The organism is Virgibacillus salexigens (assembly GCF_014905415.1).
In the GTDB taxonomy this organism is placed as follows: Bacteria; Bacillota; Bacilli; order Bacillales; family Amphibacillaceae; genus Virgibacillus; species Virgibacillus salexigens.
Window position 1 is genome coordinate 1,300,664 of record NZ_BNEO01000001.1, and the last position, 17,830, is coordinate 1,318,493.

17 protein-coding genes are annotated in these 17,830 nt (G+C 38.0%); 7 read left to right on the forward strand and 10 right to left on the reverse strand.

Annotation, left to right across the window (positions count from 1 at the left end; translation table 11 throughout):
* Positions 1-139: 139 nt before the first annotated feature.
* Positions 140-889, reverse strand: coding sequence for a hypothetical protein (locus JKP73_RS05890; RefSeq protein WP_038241871.1), 750 nt, complete (start codon positions 887-889; stop codon positions 140-142).
* Positions 890-1,124: 235 nt separating this feature from the next.
* Between JKP73_RS05890 and JKP73_RS05895 the strand changes: the two genes are divergently transcribed.
* Positions 1,125-1,826 (forward strand): NAD-dependent protein deacylase, encoded by a 702-nt coding sequence (locus JKP73_RS05895; protein ID WP_200410987.1) that lies wholly within the window; start codon positions 1,125-1,127, stop codon positions 1,824-1,826.
* Positions 1,827-1,866: 40 nt separating this feature from the next.
* On the opposite strand, the gene JKP73_RS05900 is transcribed toward JKP73_RS05895, so the two are convergent.
* Together JKP73_RS05900 and JKP73_RS05905 are read right to left on the reverse strand one after the other, a co-directional pair.
* Complete coding sequence (locus JKP73_RS05900; RefSeq protein WP_021290059.1) at positions 1,867-2,442, reverse strand: YpjP family protein; 576 nt, start codon at positions 2,440-2,442, stop codon at positions 1,867-1,869.
* A gap of 189 nt (positions 2,443-2,631) precedes the next feature.
* Positions 2,632-3,375 (reverse strand): SDR family NAD(P)-dependent oxidoreductase, encoded by a 744-nt coding sequence (locus JKP73_RS05905; protein ID WP_021290060.1) that lies wholly within the window; start codon positions 3,373-3,375, stop codon positions 2,632-2,634.
* A 212-nt stretch (positions 3,376-3,587) separates the two neighbouring features.
* Between JKP73_RS05905 and JKP73_RS05910 the strand changes: the two genes are divergently transcribed.
* Positions 3,588-4,898, forward strand: a complete 1,311-nt coding sequence (locus JKP73_RS05910) for a DUF2254 domain-containing protein (protein ID WP_200410988.1) — start codon at positions 3,588-3,590, stop codon at positions 4,896-4,898.
* A 22-nt stretch (positions 4,899-4,920) separates the two neighbouring features.
* Here the strand turns inward: JKP73_RS05910 and JKP73_RS05915 are convergent, their stop codons facing one another.
* On the reverse strand, positions 4,921-6,321 hold the full coding sequence (locus JKP73_RS05915; RefSeq protein WP_031335241.1) for a SpoVR family protein: 1,401 nt from the start codon (positions 6,319-6,321) through the stop codon (positions 4,921-4,923).
* Positions 6,322-6,672: 351 nt separating this feature from the next.
* On the opposite strand from JKP73_RS05915, the gene JKP73_RS05920 reads away from it, so the two are divergent.
* The 5 genes from JKP73_RS05920 (at position 6,673) to ymzB (ending at position 10,633) form a co-directional block, all read left to right on the forward strand.
* On the forward strand, positions 6,673-7,605 hold the full coding sequence (locus tag JKP73_RS05920) for a metal ABC transporter solute-binding protein, Zn/Mn family (RefSeq protein ID WP_234447061.1): 933 nt from the start codon (positions 6,673-6,675) through the stop codon (positions 7,603-7,605).
* Between the two features lie 13 nt (positions 7,606-7,618).
* Positions 7,619-8,371 carry a metal ABC transporter ATP-binding protein gene (locus JKP73_RS05925; protein ID WP_200410989.1) on the forward strand — a complete coding sequence of 251 codons (753 nt, stop codon included), beginning with the start codon at positions 7,619-7,621 and terminating at the stop codon, positions 8,369-8,371.
* A 1-nt stretch (position 8,372) separates the two neighbouring features.
* On the forward strand, positions 8,373-9,242 hold the full coding sequence (locus JKP73_RS05930; RefSeq protein ID WP_021290065.1) for a metal ABC transporter permease: 870 nt from the start codon (positions 8,373-8,375) through the stop codon (positions 9,240-9,242).
* On the forward strand, positions 9,239-10,129 hold the full coding sequence (locus JKP73_RS05935; RefSeq protein WP_200410990.1) for a metal ABC transporter permease: 891 nt from the start codon (positions 9,239-9,241) through the stop codon (positions 10,127-10,129). Before JKP73_RS05930 ends, JKP73_RS05935 begins: the two co-directional genes overlap by 4 nt.
* Positions 10,130-10,279: 150 nt before the next feature.
* On the forward strand, positions 10,280-10,633 hold the full coding sequence (ymzB, locus tag JKP73_RS05940) for a protein YmzB (RefSeq protein WP_021290067.1): 354 nt from the start codon (positions 10,280-10,282) through the stop codon (positions 10,631-10,633).
* A 50-nt stretch (positions 10,634-10,683) separates the two neighbouring features.
* Here the strand turns inward: ymzB and yhbH are convergent, their stop codons facing one another.
* The 6 genes from yhbH to JKP73_RS05970 all read right to left on the reverse strand — a co-directional run bounded on the left by yhbH (position 10,684) and on the right by JKP73_RS05970 (position 17,751).
* Positions 10,684-11,844, reverse strand: a complete 1,161-nt coding sequence (gene yhbH / locus JKP73_RS05945) for a sporulation protein YhbH (protein ID WP_021290068.1) — start codon at positions 11,842-11,844, stop codon at positions 10,684-10,686.
* Between the two features lie 181 nt (positions 11,845-12,025).
* Entirely contained in the window at positions 12,026-13,921 is a 1,896-nt protein-coding gene (locus tag JKP73_RS05950) for a PrkA family serine protein kinase (protein ID WP_021290069.1), read from the reverse strand.
* Between the two features lie 154 nt (positions 13,922-14,075).
* The gene (locus JKP73_RS05955; RefSeq protein ID WP_021290070.1) at positions 14,076-14,939 is read right to left on the reverse strand and encodes an ABC transporter permease subunit; all 864 of its coding nucleotides are present in this window, start codon (positions 14,937-14,939) and stop codon (positions 14,076-14,078) included.
* On the reverse strand, positions 14,939-15,724 hold the full coding sequence (phnE, locus tag JKP73_RS05960) for a phosphonate ABC transporter, permease protein PhnE (RefSeq protein WP_038241847.1): 786 nt from the start codon (positions 15,722-15,724) through the stop codon (positions 14,939-14,941). The genes JKP73_RS05955 and phnE overlap by 1 nt, the downstream gene beginning before the upstream one ends.
* A gap of 12 nt (positions 15,725-15,736) precedes the next feature.
* Positions 15,737-16,501, reverse strand: coding sequence for a phosphonate ABC transporter ATP-binding protein (gene phnC / locus JKP73_RS05965; protein WP_021290072.1), 765 nt, complete (start codon positions 16,499-16,501; stop codon positions 15,737-15,739).
* 212 nt (positions 16,502-16,713) lie between these two features.
* Positions 16,714-17,751: a PhnD/SsuA/transferrin family substrate-binding protein gene (locus tag JKP73_RS05970; RefSeq protein ID WP_021290073.1), complete on the reverse strand. Its 1,038-nt coding sequence runs from the start codon at positions 17,749-17,751 to the stop codon at positions 16,714-16,716.
* Between the last annotated feature and the right edge of the window lie 79 nt (positions 17,752-17,830).

Below are 17,830 nucleotides of genomic sequence, written 5' to 3' on the forward strand. Positions count from 1 at the left end.
GAATTTAAAATGAAGGATAGCTAAAAGGAGCATTCGATTTTCGCTAGATTACTTGGTTCGTTATTCCACCATCTACCATTTCCTAGACAATAAAAAAGCTTGCAGAAGTACTACAAGCTTAAACAAAGTGAAAAGCTGGTTATTCTTTATCTCTTCCCTTATTACGATGCATCATCAATAACGTCCGTGGTTGCTCATCTCCAGTCATTAACTTCGTTACATAGGACGAAGTTAACTGATAACCATCTTCAATTTTTTCTGCCAGATAATTGGTTCGCTCAAACAGAATAGAGCGGATATTATCCAACTGCCTCACCATCTTTTCTGTTAACGCTTCTTGATTTTCTAAACGTGCATTTGTTTCTTTCTGTTTTTTATCATGGTTATTCACACGTTCTACAAGACCTTCCTGTAATTCTAAATGTGCTTCAACCCTCTTGGCAACATCGGCATTCGCCTGTTCAGACATTTTTAATTGCTCCATTAATTTTTCATCCGAATCTTTCAGCATATCCATTTGCTTGTGAAAATCCTGTTTAGATAATTGATGGTCATTTAAAACATTTTCCAGATTTGCTGTGGTTGTTTCCAAATGATGTAGCTGTTGCATTACTTTCTGTTCTACTTGATCATGCTCGGTGTGCAATTCTTTTAATTGATTTAGTCGCTTGCTGACCTCTTTAAATCGAGTCGATGCCTTCACATCCTGCTGAGCAACCAAGCGATTTAGACGATTAAAAGACTGTTGCAATGCAGCATTTACCTTTTGCTGTTCTTTTACCATTTCGGTCGTATGGTTTCTAACAAAGAATCGTTGATTCGGCTCCTTCCTAGCTTCTTCATGTTCATAAATGGTTGTATGATTATCTCGATTTATATATAAGCCCATGTAAATGCACTCCTTTGATTCCATCTACACTACTAGTTTATGCCTCAATAGGTTAATTGGGACAGAAGACCACGCCCATTTTAGAAACGGCTGTGAAAAGATTCAATCGTGGATGAGAAATATGATAAGATAAGAGAAAACAATTCCATCCTTGATGAAGGCTTACCTTATAGGAAAAAGACAAGCTTTCTAATTCCAATAAATCAATAAGGTAAATAAAATGGAGGGAAGCATATTGCTAAAGAAGTGGCTAAATGAAGCAAGTTATGTTGTTGTTTTTACTGGAGCAGGCATGTCGACAGAAAGTGGTTTACCTGATTTTCGTTCAGCAAATCAAGGACTGTGGAACAACCAAGACCCTAGTCAGATTGCAAGTACAGAAGCATTAAATAACAATGTCGAGGCGTTTACACAATTTTATCGCGAACGCGTCATAGGTGTAAAAAACTATCAACCACATAAAGGCCACTATATCCTCGCAGATTGGGAAAAACAAGGAATCGTCCAATCTGTAGTCACACAAAACGTGGATGGTTTTCATCAACAAGCAGGCAGTAAACGGGTAGCAGAACTCCATGGAACCCTGCAAAAGCTTCATTGCCAGTCGTGTCAAAGAGAATATAGTAGTGAAGAATACGTTCAGAGGGGATACTATTGTGAGTGTGGTGGTATCTTACGCCCTTCCATTTTCCTTTTTGGTGAAACATTGCCTGTGGATGCCTTTCAAATGGCTTTATTAGAATCCGAGAAGGCTGACTTATTTATTGTTCTCGGTTCTTCGTTAAGTGTCACACCAGCAAATCAGTTCCCTTTAATTGCTAAAGAACGTGGAGCAAGATTGGTTATTGTAAATCGAGAACCAACTGCTTTCGACAATTATGCTGATCAACTCATCCAAAATCGTCAGCTCGGTGATGTTTTAGCAGAAATTGAATAAAAGATATAAGAAGTGCCGGAACATTTCATCCCAGCACTTCTTAAGCCATCCATTTTGGTGGTGTATTCTTATCCCAGTATATATCGCCAATATCATAATGTTTCTCAAAATTATCGTCTTTAATATGATAATGGAAGTTAAACCAATGCCCTTCTAATGGACGATGGTCTCTCCTTACGTGGAATTTCGCAACATACTGCTGATTCTTTACATCTAAAATATTAAAGATACGTTCTCCATAACCATCAGCAGGGTCTTCTGTAATCGTATAATAAGGAATTGGTTGGTTGTTTTCATCGAGCAAGATGGTTTGCATAACCGCTTCAATGTTTGGCAGAATAACCGATGTAAATTCATCACCTACACGACGCGTAATCCTTGGCCCCATTTTAAGCTCAGTCTGTGCCTTGATCTTATGACTAAGCTGCTCCATTGTTAAAGCTACGTTCGTCGATTGTTCTAGTACAGTAGTAGAAGTTGCTTCATTTACATTCGATCCCGAGTCATAACGTTGTTTGGGCTCCTCCGGATCGGCAGTTAAAGAAGCAGGAACGTACATCCCTAAAGTCATTATTGTAATTAAAATGACGGCTATTTTTCTCATCCATTGCTTCATGATCGGGCGCTCCTTTTTATCTATTACTATAGATTTTATCACTTCTTGTCCATTTGTCTATCCTATTTTTCAGAATTTAACCATTTATTAAATGAAGTAATATATTTTGTAATTATATCTTTGTCAATCTGCTTTCGGGGGAACGCGAGCCTAAACGGAAGAAACCTTTGTCATTTAAGAGGTTCAAGATCATTCTGTTCGTGTGCCAAGCGTTAATCCACCGTCAACAACAAATTCAGCACCCGTACAGTATGAACTCTGACTGGAAGCAAGAAAAGCAATAACATTTGCAATCTCTGTTGGTTCACCGATTCTTCCTAACGGTGTTTGCCCATAAATCGGCAGCGTTCCACTTTTCTTCGCCATTTCCGTATTTACACCTCCAGGGTGTACCATATTGATTCTAATTCCCAATTCACCAACTTCTACAGCAGTTGCCTTCGACATTGCAACCACAGCTGCCTTCGATGAGGCATAAGCTGCTGTACCATCCAACGGCGCAAAAGCGGAAATAGATACATTGTTAATAATGGATCCTGCCCTTTGCTTCGACATGACAGGAATAACGTTTTGCATACCAAGGAAAACACCTATTTGATTCACATTTATAATTTCACGGTAGCGATTCAATTCTGTGTCTGTTAAAGGACCATTATAATATAAACCAGCATTATTCACGAGTACGTCCAACCGCCCAAACACTGCGATGGTAGATTGGATAGCTTGTTCCCAATCTTCTTCGCTTGTAACATCAAGCTGAACAGGAAGCGTTTGATTTACTTCAGCTTCTTGGGAAAGTTTCTTAGCATCTTGCAGCTTACGGGAAGCAATGACGACTCGAGCTCCTAAGGACAAAAACTTGTTTACTTGAGACTCGCCTTGACCTTTAGAAGCGCCAGTAATCAGAACAACTTTATTCTCAAGATCATACATACGATCACCTTTTTCTTTATCTATTTTTGCATGATTTAATCATATCAAGTCAGCATCAAAACTTCACGAGAAATGTCACCTCTCATTTCTGGCTACACCTCCCATTCTAACCTAAATCTTTCTTCTTCTCGTTTTACTTACGTATTACCGGGGAACATAAAAAAAGAAAGAATGCAAGAGACATCTATAGAATGACAGAAAAGAGGTATAAAATGAATACCACCAAAGCTTCTTCTAAATTACGCGATAGCTTTTGGTTTTTACCAATTATATATGGGCTATGTTCCATTCTTGCTGTCAGTATCATCACGTTAATCGATGTTACGCTCGTACCAAGATTTTCGAATAGTATTCCAGATATACTACTAACAGGACAAAGTATCGCAAAGAATTTGTATTCAGCTCTAATCACCGCGATGCTCACCATGATAACCATCAGCTTCTCAACAATCATGGTTGTATTAACCACTTATTCTTCCCAGTTTTCGCCGCGGGCCTTACAAGATTTTATGCGAAGTAAAATCACTAAACATGTCTTAGGTGTGTTTACCTTTGGGTTTATATTTGTGTTGATTAATTTATGGCTGTTAACAGAATCGAAGCAGAAAGACTTATTAAGCCCTTTTTTCACAGTGATATTCACTATTCTCTCTCTAGGATTTTTCATCTTGTTTATCCATTATGCCGCGCGTTATGTACAGGTGAACTTTTTAATTTCGACTGTACGTAATGAAACATCGAAATTAATTAAAGAGACCTTTGCAGATCGGACATATGGTGAGCACCAACATTGGGACCATTCACAAATTCAGGAGATAAAGGAAAAGGATAAGCAAACCACGTATGCATTGCGCTCTGGATATATTCAGCATGTTGATTACAACTATCTCATTCAATGGGCTAGTAAAAATAACATGGTACTCGAAGCAAATTTCCAAGTAGGAGATTATGTACCTAAGGGAATGCCCGTATTTTATTATTGGTCGTTTAACCACAAAGATGTAATTGAAGCCGAACACGATCAATTTCTTATGGTGGGAAATGAACGAACAAATTTGCAAGATATTGAATTCTCGATGGAAAAATTAGTTGAAATTGCTGTAAAAGCTTTATCAACGGGGATGAACGACCCAAATACAGCAATTAATTGTATTCATCGTCTTGGTGGTTTACTAACCGAGTTAGCAGGAAATTACCGCCCGATCACGTACTTCTCGGATAATCAAGGAGATTTAAGATTAATAATGGAACAAAAAAGATTTCGGGATTATCTATATAAAAGCTTTTACCAAATTAAACATTATGGCAAAGATGATATATCTGTCGTAAGTAACATCGTAGACGTATTATATAAATGTGCGGTTGTCAGCAATCAGTCGATCCAAAAAGAGCTTTGGGACTTTACCCATTATGTTTTAGAAGCGGTAGATGTCCAAAGTCTTCCATCAATGGATTACCATTATTTAAAAGAGATCATGGTTAAATTTGCAAATGTGACTGGCAAAAATCTAAATTGGGGCTGACGCAAGCGTCAGCCCCATTTGACTATAATTGGCGATGGTACGTTTTCTTCCCATCGTGAGAATAGATGACTTTCTTCTCCTCCACATAGGTTTCTAAATAAACCGTTTTGCCCCATAATTGATAAATATAAGGAAGAACATGTTCTAAATAGGTAAGGTCCAGTTCCGTTCCTTCATAATTATGAACTAAATAGAGCTCCCCATTACGTAGATAATCTCCATTTTCTACCGTAATATAAGGAAAACCACCATTTACACGCATGGTTACTAATTGATCTCGGACTGCTTCATAATCTTTATTCGTAATTTGATAATTCCTTCCTTTCTTCTCAAATAAATACATATCTTCTCGCTGTACCAATTCTTTCGTTAAATAATTACGAATAAATGATATGTCTGACTCCAGTTCTCGTACTTCGAAAATTTTTTCTCTACCTGAATTATCTTGAACACCCAATTCCTTCATCTCTTTGGTAGGATGATTATAACGTTCCTCAATATCTTCAAAGATCTTTATTCCCAAATAATAAGGATTAATTTGATGCCTCGATGGTTGAACAACTCCAGCATTTAAGGAAGCAAATTCAATCGTTTCATCACTCGTTAAATCCAGCTCACGTAAAATGCGCTGATGCCAATAGGAAGCCCAGCCTTCATTCATAATTTTCGTCTCTAACTGTGGCCAAAAGTAGAGCATCTCTTCACGCATCATGGTCAATATATCTCGTTGCCAATCGTCTAGCTCTCTGCTATATTCTTCAATAAATAACAGAAGATCTTTCTCTGGTCGAGGAGGAAACTTCTTTCTTTTTTTTATTTCCCTTTTTTGTTTATTCTCAGCCTTCTCATCCAAGCTCCATAAGTCATCATACGGCGTTTTTTGTATAGATAGCTGCTCTTCCTCTTCTTCTATTTGATAATCTGGTAACTTGGGTCTGATAATCGACGGATCAATATGCTCTTGAATTGCAAGAATAGCATCTAAAAATGCTTCCACTTCTTGTTTTCCATGAATCATTTCATAGTGAGCGATTCGTTCAGCCGTTGCCGTCATACTCTCTACCATATCCCTTCTTGTATTGGAAAAGCGCACATTATTCTTAAAGAAATCACAGTGCGCCAACACATGAGCAACGATCAATTTATTTTGAATAAGGCTATTAGTATCTAGTAAAAAGGCATAGCACGGATTAGAATTAATCACCAATTCATAAATTTGACTCAGTCCCAAATCATATTGCAGCTTCATCCGATGAAATTGTTTTCCAAAGCTCCAATGGCTAAAACGTGTTGGCATTCCATAAGCACCAAATGTATAAATAATATCTGCTGGACAGATTTCATAACGCATTGGATAAAAATCCAACCCAAATCCGGACGCAATTTCCGTAATTTCGTCAATGGCACGATCGAGTTTCTTCATTTCGGTCAAATAGATCCCTCCAAACGTACTTTATACAGTTTATGAACAAATAAAAGAATGATTACAGTTTATCCGAAAAGCTTTAGCGGATATAAAAGGGGGTCACTTTTATACTCAAATGCTACATGAGGACGATTGATCTAGTTAATAAGTGATACGTCCAAAGTTTTTAAACAAAAGTATTGATAAATTTAAACCATTGCCATATAATTTGCCTATAGGAAACTTTTTATAACCAATAAAACCTTTTGGACATAATACAACAAGAGCATGATTCACATATAATGCAAGAGAATTTTTTTAGGTTTGTTTTGCATTAATCAAACTTTATTAGAGAGGGGAAATACCACATTGAGAAAGATCGGATTTTTTATGATTACTACCCTATTTATTATCGGAGTTGCAGGCTGTTCCTCGGGATCAGAGGAGATACAAGGTTCAGAGGATAAACCGGTTGAAATTGTAACAACTACTGCCCAAATTGGAGATATAACAAAGAATATTGGCGGTGAGCTTGTAGAAGTAAATAGCCTAATGGGACCAGGGGTTGATCCGCATTTATATAAAGCAGTCCAAGGCGATATTCAAAATATGACAAGTGCTGATATCATTTTTTACAACGGCTTGCATCTTGAAGGACAAATGGGAGAAATCTTTGAAGAAATGAAAAAGGAAAAACCAACCATTCCAGTGGCAGAGCGTATTCCTGAGGATAAATTACTGGCTGACCCTGACAGTCCAGATGTGAGTGATCCCCATGTATGGTTCGATATTAACTTGTGGAAATATGCTGCCGAAGCTGTCCGGGACGGACTTATCGAACTGGATCCCAGCAATGAAGAAACATATGTTAAAAATACCGAAGCTTACCTAGAAGAGCTTGATAAACTAAATGAATACGCTATGGATAGATTTGAGGAAATTCCAGAAGAAAGTCGTGTTCTTGTAACAGCTCATGATGCATTCAATTACTTCGGTGAAGCTTATGGCTTTGAAGTATTAGGGCTTCAAGGGTTAAGCACCGAATCGGATTATGGCGTCAACGATATTCAACGAATTATTGATGTACTCGTCAAACGAAATATTAAAGGTGTATTCGTTGAAAGCAGTGTATCCGAACGTTCTATTAATGCGGTAGTAGAAGGTGCGAAAGAGGAAGGACATGATGTCTCCATTGGCGGTGAATTGTACTCCGATGCAATGGGTGAAGAAGGTACAGAAGAAGGTACCTATATTGGGATGTTTAGACATAATGTGGAAACGATTGTAGAATCTTTAAAGTAAGGTGGAGGATAGCATGTATGCATTGTCAGTGAAGGATATATCAGTAACCTATGATAAACAGTTAGCACTTGAAGATGTGTCTTTTGCTGTACCAGAAGGGTCGATAACCGGGATTATCGGTCCGAATGGTGCTGGTAAGTCAACGCTTATTAAGTCTATTTTACAATTATTACCTACACTCTCAGGTAATGTAGAAGTATTTCATAAACCAATAAAATCACAGAAGAAAATTATCGGTTACGTACCACAGCGCAGCGAAGTCGATTGGGATTTTCCAACTAATGCACTCGATGTCGTACTAATGGGAAGATATAATCACATTGGTTTGTTCAAACGCGCCAACAAAAAAGAAGTTACATGGGCCAAAACCTGTCTTGAAAAAGTTGGCATGCAAGACTACGCCACTCGACAGATTAGTCAATTATCAGGCGGACAACAGCAGCGTGTCTTTCTAGCAAGAGCTATGGCTCAAGATGCGAAAGTCTACTTTATGGATGAACCATTTGCAGGTGTGGATGCATCTACGGAGAAAGCAATCATTCAATTGATGAAAGAATGGAAAGCAGAGGGCAAGACAGTCCTTGTTGTCCATCATGATTTACAAACAGTAAATGATTATTTTGATCACGTATTATTATTAAATAAATCACCTATTGCTTATGGAGAAACGCAGACCGTATTTACCCTTGATAATTTAGAACAAGCATACGGAGGAAAGATTGCATTCTTACAAAAAGCCCCGGCTACTGTAAAGGAGAGTACGTAAGATGGACGCTTTTTCATCTTTTTTTTCCAGTGCTAACTTGCAATGGGTGCTTGCAGGGAGTTTACTATTAGGTTTTGCGAGTGGTGTCATTGGAAGTTTTGTTTTACTGAAAAGGCAAAGTCTAATTAGTGATGCTATGGCTCACGCGGCATTGCCAGGTGTATGTATTATTTATATTCTATTTCAAGTCAAATCGGTACCTTTTCTCTTAGCAGGGGCGGCAGTTACTAGTTTGATCGCAACTCAATCGATTCAAACCATCGTGAATAAATCGCGTATTAAAACAGACGCAGCGATCGGCATCATTATTTCTGTTTTTTTTGGACTTGGTATTGTTTTGTTAACCTACATCCAGCAGAACTCCAGCGGAAATCAAGCAGGACTCGATTCATTTATCTTTGGGCAAGCAGCTTCCCTTGTAAGGAGTGATGTTCAATTAATAGCCATTGGTGCATTGGTTTTGATCATCCTAACGGCATTGTTTTTTAAGGAATTTAAAATTAGTATTTTTGATCCACAGTTTGCAAAAGGAATTGGATTACCAGTGACATTCTTTAATGGCGTTCTCTTGTTTTTAGTCGTTGCTGTAGTTGTCATAGGTATTCAAATGGTTGGTGTTGTATTAATTGCTGCACTATTAATTACACCGCCAATCTCTGCAAGGTATTGGACCGATCGTCTTGGATGGATGACGATACTAGCTGGTATATTTGGTGCGATCGCTGGTGTTAGTGGTGCTGTTTTAAGCACAGCTTTTAATAATTTACCAACTGGTCCAGTTATTGTTTTAAGTGCCTCCCTTATCTTTTTCATTTCCTTGTTCTTAGGATCAAAAAAAGGGCTTATCATTAAAGGGGTGAAGCACGCATGACCTATACAATGTGGATTATCTTAACTGGATGTCTTGTCGGTCTAACCTGTGGCGTGACAGGATCGATATTGGTTTTACGAAAAATGTCCATGATTGCAGATGCGATTAGCCATACGGTTTTATTAGGGATTGTTGGTGCATTCTTTGTTACACAATCACTGAATGGCGTACCCATGTTGATCGGTGCAGGAGTCGTCGGTATTTTAACAGCACTATTTGTGGAAATGCTCCATTCATCTGGTGTACAATCCGATGCGGCAATTGGTATCGTATTTACATCCTTGTTTGCATTGGGAGTTGTACTCATTTCCTTTATTGGGGATCAAGTTCACCTGGATGTACAGCATGCATTAATGGGTGAGATTGCTTTTGTACCTTGGGATACATTATCAATAAATGGTGTCAGCTATGGCCCTATTGCCGTATGGATGCTTGGTGCCGTACTCATCATCAATTTACTTTTAATCACCCTATTTTATAAGGAAATTAAAATGTCAACATTTGATGCGCAATTTGCAACGTTAATTGGAGTACCTGTTGTTTTTATTCATTATTTATTAATGACCATGGTATCCTTATCTACGGTAGCATCATTTGATAGTGTGGGAGCTATACTAGTCGTCGCTATGCTTATCGTACCTGGTGCAACTGCCTATTTATTAACAGACCGCTTTCTTATTTTACTTATTTTAAGTGGTGTCATTGGTGTTGTATCAGCATTAATGGGCTATTGGTTCGCTGTCAGCTTCAATGTATCTATTGCGGGTTCAATGGCCGTAGCAACAGGTGTGCTATTCCTTGTCGCTTTCTTATTCAGCCCTAAGCATGGTGTTATTTTGCGAAAGTGGAGAAATAAAATAGAAGAAAATGTACAACAATCTGCATAAACTATGACCAAGGAATAGAATTCCTTGGTCATTTTTTATAGGTAAATGGAAATGGATGGAAGTAGTGAGATGATAACGAAACCAAGTATCTAATCATTCTTTGTATGTTTCCTTTCATTCGGGAAAAACTACCTATTAGGAGGAATTAGTATGCCAGATCAATTTTTAACCATCGAACAATTTAATAAGCTGTTAAAAAGATGGAATGGAAAACGTGTAAAAATTGCAAAGCAGGAACTACATGATTATGATGAAACCATCATTGATCTCTCTGCGGTCTCCTATGAGACAAACACCCGAAGAATCGATGATTATCAACCACTACATGCACTACATTTAAATGGAGTTGGTGAAATAGAAAATGCTTCCAATCACCTAGAAGAATTACCTATGTCTATGTATGAAATACCGCTGGAGGATACCTCATTATATCAGTTTGATGGCGAGCGATTTGCATTAGTAACGGATCGGGCCATTTATACAATTGAGGTTGTCAATGAATAGAACCGGCGCATCACTGGGTCATGGGACTCCAGAAATGCCCGGTTCTCCTTTTATACCAACGCTTCTTCTTTTTTGAAGAATGTTTTTAATGCTTGGTAAATATCCGCTTTTTCCTTCACAATATAGTACCTAAACTTCGGATCATCGATTTCTTCAAAAGCGCGCATTAAGGTTGATTTTCGATTATAGCCATTTACCTCACCATAGCCAAACATACTAGACACCTTCATAACCTTTTCTACAAGGTCGATACAGGTAGGGTTATCGGAAGTGATATTTTCCCCATCGGATATATGAAATGGATAGATATTATAGCGAGATGGGTGATACTGTTCTTGGATTAGTTCTAACGCTTTGGAATAGGCAGAAGAACAAATCGTGCCTCCACTTTCTCCCTTCGAAAAGAAATCTTCTTCGGATACCACTTTCGCTTCCGTATGATGCGCAATAAATTCAATTTCCACTGATTCATATTTTGTTCGTAAGAAGCGAGTCATCCAGAAAAAGAAACTACGAGCCACATATTTCTCAAATGTTCCCATCGAGGCACTTGTATCCATCATTGCTAATACAACAGCCTTGGATTCTGGCTTGGTTACATCATTCCATGTTTTAAAACGTAAGTCATCATTATAGATCGGTGTTATCCCAGGTCTGCCCTCTCTAGCATTCCTTTTTATTGCAGTAAGAATGGTACGCTTTTTATCAATATTACCCATTAAACCTTTCTTACGAATATCATTAAACTCAATTCTTTCTGTAGTAATCTCGGCCTGTTCTTTTTCTTGGAGATTAGGTAATTCTAATTCTCGAAAGAGGGCATTCTCAATTTCTTCTAAGGATACTTCCGCTTCATAGTAATCTTCTCCTGGTTTATCTCCCGCCTTTTTGCCTCTTCCTTGGCCTTGCTCATCTCCTTTTGGAGCTTGGGCAATAATGTCACCGACTTGGCTATCTCCCTTTCCTTGCCCGACATGCTTTGATTTATTATAGCTATAGCGAATCTTATATTCATCTAATGACCGAATTGGAATTTTAATTACATCTTTTCCATTTGACATAATAATGTTTTCTTCACTTACCAAGTCCGGTAAATTATTCTTAATAGCATCTTTCACTTTATCCATATGACGTGTTTGATCCTGATAACCTTTACGGTGGAGGGACCAGTTTTCCTTCGATACGACAAAATTCCCCTTATCTTCTTGCATGCCTTCCCCTCCTATACAATTTGATCTACTTCTGTTTTGATGCTTTCTCTATCCTATGCAAGCACTAAGTTATTATTGCATTATTTAAACTATTTTGTAAAAATGGTTCATTTACCATCAAACAGAATTGCTATAAAAAATAACAGGGCGCGCGTCCACCCTGTTATTGGCACAAAGTTACTTATCTATTCAACAAACTTCCTACATATCGGAGCAGTTCATTCGCTGAGACAGAATTATAACCATATTCGTCAACCAATCTTGCAATAACCTCATTGATTTTCTTCAATTGTGATTCATCCGGTGTTTTCGTAGAAGTCGTTATTTTTACAACATCTTTCAAATCGGCAAACAATTTCTTTTGAATTGCTTGGCGTAAGCGTTCATGCGAGTTATAATCAAACCTTTTTCCTTTTCTGGCATACGCAGAAATACGAATAAGAATTTCCTCCCGAAATGCTTTTTTTGCATTTTCTGAAATTCCAATTTGCTCTTCTATCGAACGCATTAGCTTCTCATCAGGATTCATTTCTTCGCCAGTAAGTGGATCACGCAGCTTATTCTTATTACAATATGCCTCTACATTATCTAGATAATTATCCATTAATGTCTTCGCAGATTCTTCATAGGAATAAACAAAAGCCTTCTGTACTTCTTTTTTAGCAATCTCATCATATTCTTTTCTTGCAATAGAAATATAGTTCATATACTTTTCTTTATCTTCCTGAGAGATGGATGCATGCTGGCTTAAACCTTCTTTTAGTGAGCGCAACACATCCAGAGCATTGATCGATGGTACTTCCTTACGAATGATGGCAGAAGATATACGGTTAATTACATAACGTGGATCAATCCCGTTCATTCCTTCCACTGGAAACTCTGCCTTCAATTCTTCCACATCCATTTGATTAAAGCCTTCAACACTTTCCCCATCGTACAGGCGCATTTTCTTTACAATATCTACACCTTGCTTATTTGAATCTTCCAGCCTGGTCAAAATAGAAAAGATTGCTGCTACTTTTAGCGCGTGAGGAGCAATATGAACATGCGCCATATCACTTTCTTTGATCATTTTTTGGTAAATCCGTTCCTCTTGTGAAACTTCCAAATTATAAGGTATTGGCATCACAATAATCCGTGAATGCAAAGCCTCGTTCTTTTTATTGGAAATAAATGAGCGGTACTCAGCTTCATTCGTATGGGCGACAATCAATTCATCCGCACTAATTAATGCAAATCGACCTGCTTTAAAATTTCCTTCTTGTGTCAATGAAAGCAAATGCCATAAGAACTTTTCATCACACTTTAACATTTCCTGAAATTCCATCATTCCACGATTGGCCTTATTCAGTTCTCCATCAAATCGATAAGCTCTTGGATCGGATTCAGAACCATATTCGGCTATGGTGGAAAAATCAATGCTTCCTGTCAAATCGGCAATATCCTGTGATTTGGGGTCAGAAGGACTGAACGTACCGATGCCAACACGTTTGTCTTCGGAAAGGAAAATTCGCTCTACCCGTACATCTTCAATTTTCCCATTGTACTCTTTTTCTAAGCGCATTGTATTAAGTGGTGATAGACTCCCCTCAATCCGCACACCATATTCCTCAGCAAATTCCTCACGTAAATGATGCGGGATTAAATGCAATGGGTCCTCATGCATTGGACATCCTTTAATTGCATAAACAGCACCTTCCTCTGTCCGTGAATACTTTTCCAGTCCACGTTTCAGCATGGTTACAATTGTCGATTTCCCACCACTTACAGGACCCATTAATAATAGGATACGCTTACGTACATCCAGCCTTTTCGCTGCTGGATGAAAATATTCTTCCACTAATCTTTCCATTGCATCTTCCAGTCCAAAAATTTCTTCTCCAAAAAAGTCATACATCTTCTTGCCGTCTTTTTCTGTAATACCAGAACTCATGATCATATTATATATGCGTGAATGAGCAGTCTGAGCAATCTCTGGTCTCTCTTTCAATAACTCTAGATATTCCGCGAACGTACCTTCCCACTGCAGCTTGCGCTCTTCCTCACGATAAGTTTTCACCTTGTTTAATATATTCATTCGATCCCTCCATCAAGGTCGCGGTTTAATTACACTATATGCATTAGCCTACTTGATGATTCCCGTAAAAGAAATTACATTAAAAATCTTATAACCTTCCCTTATAGAAAAGCGCAAGTGTCCCAATCTCTACAGACACTTGCGCTTTAACCATTCAACTTTCGCTTCGAACCGAAGCAGGGAAATAACGGTTTTTCAATTGGGTAGACAATACCTCCAAGATAATAGCAATCAGTAGGATAGCATAGGTAATAAATCCAACCTCACTGAGATCAAAGTAAAATCCAGAAGCCATGAATAGTTCAAAACCAATCCCACCGGCACCTGCCGCTGCACCCATTGCAACAGCTACCGAAAAATTGATCTCAAATCTAAGAAACGTCCATGATAATAAATATGTAAACGTTGAAGGTAGTACCCCATGGGTAACTATATGCCACCAATTAGATCCGGTCGATTGTAATGCTTCTATGATCCCTTTATCTATCTCTTCAAATGCCTCGGAAAAAGCCTTTACTAAATAAGCAATTGAATGAAAAAGCATTCCAAGAACAGCGGCTTCACTTCCTAGGCCTGCTGCGATTGCAAAGATGAGGACCCATAGAACAGTTGGTACTGCTCGAATAAACGCAACGACAATTCGTACCGTTTTGGAAACCCATGCATTCGAAAGGTTTGTAGCAGCCATCAAAGAAAGAAACAATGCAATAACTGCTCCAATAACGGTAGAGAGCACCGCTAGTCCCAATGTAATACCTACTTGATAAAAAGCTTCTCCCAAACTAAAATGATTTAATGCAGGTTCAACGAACATTACCTTTAGATTATAGGCCGTTTCTGTAATTGCACTTGCTAAATCAAGGCCCGTATAATCAAATAGCAGAAAACCAATAAGACTTAAAATAATCAATGAACCGATCGTTGCACGCATAACCAATTGTTGTTTACTTCTAGCCTTAATTAAAATGCTGCCATCCCGGTTGCGTTTCATATACGTTGGTTTTGATAAAGTTTCCATTATAAGATCACCTTCCGTATATAGTTTGATAGCAATTCGATCACGATTACAGCGATAACAATACTAAAAGTAACCAATGCAACTGCATTATAATTCATTGACTTATAATACATATCAAACGTGTAACCAATTCCTGTTCCAGTTAGAATTCCTACCAGTGTGGCACTTCTAATATTCGTTTCAATCATAAACAGTATCCAGCTAATGATTTGGGGAAGGCTTTGTGGAATGACCGCTTTATTAACAATGTGAACATAGGTTGCTCCCGTTGCTGTTAAAGCCTCAACCGAACTATGACTCGCTTCATCAATCGATTCAATGAAAGCTCTCGTTAGAAAACCCACCGTACCGACAAATAAAGCTAAATAACCCGTTACGGAATTTTGTCCGAAGGAAAGTAATAATATTAATGCCCAAGCTACTACTGGGATATTTCTAGATACAGAAGCAATAAATCGGGCTGCCACGCTTAATACCCCATTTATACTCGTTGTTTTTGAACCCATTATACCTAAGAAAAGGGATACGACTGCAGCTGTTGTTGTAGCTGCAATCGACATAAATATCGTTTCTGTCAGCTTCTCTAAAATGGTTGGAAGCTTTTCTAGCGATTCCTGTGTAATCAGTAAATTAGCGAAAATCCAACCAATAGCTTGGGGGAATGCAGTTAAGCCTTCCATAAGGTTGAAGTTAGTAATAAAAGCTGATAGATACGTAACAGCTATAATAAGGATGAAGAATAAGGTTGCTTGCCATTTTCGTTTTTGCATGACTTTTTCATTCACTTTAATTTCTCCTTACACCGTAATTAATTCTCGTGTTTGTGTTCCATAGATTCGATTAATCTTATCATCTGTTAATTGGTGATTTGGTCCATCAAAGACAACTTCTCCTTCGTTTAATCCAATAATCCGATCAGAATATTGATGAGCAACTTCTACTTGATGCAGATTAACTAAACAAGTAATACCTAGTTCTGAAGTAATGCTCTTTAAATGATCCATAATAATTTTTGAAGAATTTGGATCAAGGGAAGCAATAGGTTCATCACATAGTACAAGCTTGGGGTCTTGAATCAAGGCACGAGCAATGCCAACTCGTTGTTGCTGCCCTCCACTTAATTGATCACAACGTTTATATGCATGCTCTTCAATTCCTAGTTTGTGCAGCAAATAAAATGCCCGTGCTTTCTCATCTTCATTAAATCTCCCAAGTACACCTTGTAGGGTTGATTTATAGCCAAACCGTCCATGAAGAACATTTTCAATAACCGTTAACCTTGGTACTAAGTTATAATGTTGGAATACCATACCAATGTCCGTACGGAGTTTTCTTAGATCCTTTTTCTTTAATCTACTTACTTCTTGATTATCAAATAGTATACTTCCCTCACTTATCGATACCATCCGATTGATACAACGAAGTAAAGTTGACTTCCCAGCACCAGATGGACCAATAATAGAAACAAATTCCCCTGCTTTTACATCGAAATTAACTCCTTTTAATACACGGGTTTCTGTGTTGTAGGACTTACCAAGCTCAATAACTTGTAATAATGCCATCTTCATTACTCCTTTCTGTTTATAGTGAAGCTTCTATCGGTGGGAGTTCTTTTATCCCCCGTCAATTGTTAATACTCCGAGATGCTTAAAACCTCTGAACACAATCGTACGTATACTGGTAGCCTCCTAAGGATCACTGTCAGTTACATGGTAGGATAAAAGAGTATGCCGTTCTACCGTGCATACTCTATTGGTTTATTGACAAGCTTTATTTACTTATTGATTTCACGAATCGGATCAAACCATGCATCTTCTACAGGAGCGAATCGTTCGGCACCAGATTTAAAGAATAAAGCAGATCCTTCTGCATCTTCTGGGACAAAAATGGATGCATTATTTGCTACTTCATCAGAGGTTAAAGCTTCTTGTAATTTCTTATAATCTTCTTCGCCTAACGTGTCCATATTAGCAACAAACGGTGCATTTAATACTGGCGTAACACTCATTAGTGTAAATTTACTACCAGTCACTTTATTGAATGGTTCAGCGGCATCATCCTTGACACGATAAACGGAGCCGACCTTATTCTCTTCTCCTTCTGTAATTTCCACATAATTTTCCACACATGTATCACAGAAAGCAGCAACATCGGCATTACCAGATAATAAATTCACGGCTGAACCTTGATGGGAATTACCAAACAGTACCTGAGAGAAAAGTGATCCACCTTCCATTAAATCTTCTTCTGTTAAATCGGCATATTGATCTTGTTCGGTAAAGTGTGCAAGAATACTAGAAGAAGGTACTTTAAATCCTGATGTGGAGCTATTTGAAACAAATGAGAATGACTTGTCAGCAATCGTGTCTAATGAAAATTCGCCATCCTTTTTAAACGTTTCTTGGTCATCAACATTGACAGCTAACCAGCTGTGATAAACAGCATCGTCTAGTGTGCCAGAAGGACCTGTTGGAACAACCAGCGGCTGAATCGAATCATTACTGTCATTTGCTTCGATATATCCTTGTGCACCCATAAATGCAACATCTGCATTATTATTAACTAGCGTTTCAATTGCAATTGCATAATCTGTAGTTAAATGATGTTCTACTTCTTTCCCTGTTGCATCCGCTATTACTTTCCCAATCTCATCACGAGACGATTTCAAATCTTCTCCTGATTCATTTGGATACCAAACAATATCAATGACATCATCTACTTCGGGTTCTCCATTTGCATTACCTGTTGAACAGCCAACAGCAAATACAGCTAATAAAAGTAAAACAGCTAACCTAGAAAATGCTCTTCTCATGTTAAACGCCCCTTATTTATAGATTTATGACCATTAAATAGACAGACTAATTCTCAAGCCTATTCAATTGTCCTATATC

What these genes read in the sequence shown, in the direction of transcription:
- JKP73_RS05890 (WP_038241871.1), bottom strand. Translation starts at nt 889, where the DNA reads ATGGGCTTATATATAAATCGAGATAATCATACAACCATTTATGAACAT.
- JKP73_RS05900 (WP_021290059.1), bottom strand. Translation starts at nt 2,442, where the DNA reads ATGAAGCAATGGATGAGAAAAATAGCCGTCATTTTAATTACAATAATG.
- JKP73_RS05905 (WP_021290060.1), bottom strand. Translation starts at nt 3,375, where the DNA reads ATGTATGATCTTGAGAATAAAGTTGTTCTGATTACTGGCGCTTCTAAA.
- JKP73_RS05910 (WP_200410988.1), top strand. Translation starts at nt 3,588, where the DNA reads ATGAATACCACCAAAGCTTCTTCTAAATTACGCGATAGCTTTTGGTTT.
- JKP73_RS05915 (WP_031335241.1), bottom strand. Translation starts at nt 6,321, where the DNA reads ATGAAGAAACTCGATCGTGCCATTGACGAAATTACGGAAATTGCGTCC.
- JKP73_RS05925 (WP_200410989.1), top strand. Translation starts at nt 7,619, where the DNA reads ATGTATGCATTGTCAGTGAAGGATATATCAGTAACCTATGATAAACAG.
- JKP73_RS05930 (WP_021290065.1), top strand. Translation starts at nt 8,373, where the DNA reads ATGGACGCTTTTTCATCTTTTTTTTCCAGTGCTAACTTGCAATGGGTG.
- JKP73_RS05935 (WP_200410990.1), top strand. Translation starts at nt 9,239, where the DNA reads ATGACCTATACAATGTGGATTATCTTAACTGGATGTCTTGTCGGTCTA.
- ymzB (WP_021290067.1), top strand. Translation starts at nt 10,280, where the DNA reads ATGCCAGATCAATTTTTAACCATCGAACAATTTAATAAGCTGTTAAAA.
- yhbH (WP_021290068.1), bottom strand. Translation starts at nt 11,844, where the DNA reads ATGCAAGAAGATAAGGGGAATTTTGTCGTATCGAAGGAAAACTGGTCC.
- JKP73_RS05950 (WP_021290069.1), bottom strand. Translation starts at nt 13,921, where the DNA reads ATGAATATATTAAACAAGGTGAAAACTTATCGTGAGGAAGAGCGCAAG.
- JKP73_RS05955 (WP_021290070.1), bottom strand. Translation starts at nt 14,939, where the DNA reads ATGGAAACTTTATCAAAACCAACGTATATGAAACGCAACCGGGATGGC.
- phnC (WP_021290072.1), bottom strand. Translation starts at nt 16,501, where the DNA reads ATGGCATTATTACAAGTTATTGAGCTTGGTAAGTCCTACAACACAGAA.
- JKP73_RS05970 (WP_021290073.1), bottom strand. Translation starts at nt 17,751, where the DNA reads ATGAGAAGAGCATTTTCTAGGTTAGCTGTTTTACTTTTATTAGCTGTA.